Genomic DNA, 376 nt, shown 5'->3' with positions numbered 1-376 from the left:
TGAAGAAAATGGTCTTGTAAATTTGAACAAATGTTGTGGTGTGGCAGGTTTAGGAGGAAATCCTTACAGAGATGGTTCTTATGAATATTATATCAACGAAATAATTCGTTCTAACGATCCAAAAGGAACAGGTCCATTTATCATGGCAAGTTTAGAATTGAACAGGTAATGAAACATATTTTAACGAATCTTTTTGCACTGTTTTCTTATTTTTTGATTGCTCAAAATAACTATGTTTCTAAAGTTTGGGTTTCAGATAACGGAGATGGAACTTTCAAAAACCCAATTCTTCACGCTGATTATTCAGACCCAGATGTAGTAAGAATTGGAGACGATTTTTTCATGACAGCATCAAGTTTTAATGCAAGTCCTGGAT

At 33.5% G+C, this 376-nt stretch carries 1 protein-coding gene and 1 pseudogene; both read left to right on the top strand.

All coding sequences use genetic code 11. From position 1 onward, the window contains the following. On the top strand, nucleotides 1-169 hold a 169-nt coding region (locus IU405_RS03410; protein WP_197437210.1), incomplete at its 5' end, for a glycoside hydrolase family 88 protein. Continuing rightward, a pseudogene (locus IU405_RS03405) lies at nucleotides 169-376 on the top strand (glycoside hydrolase); the annotation flags it as partial. The gene IU405_RS03410 and the pseudogene IU405_RS03405, both read left to right, overlap by 1 nt.

It is taken from the genome of Polaribacter sp. BAL334 (genome assembly GCF_015767435.1).
Classification (GTDB): domain Bacteria; phylum Bacteroidota; class Bacteroidia; order Flavobacteriales; family Flavobacteriaceae; genus Polaribacter.
Note: the sequence above shows the minus strand (reverse complement) of the source record. Positions and strands in the feature narration are given on the sequence as shown.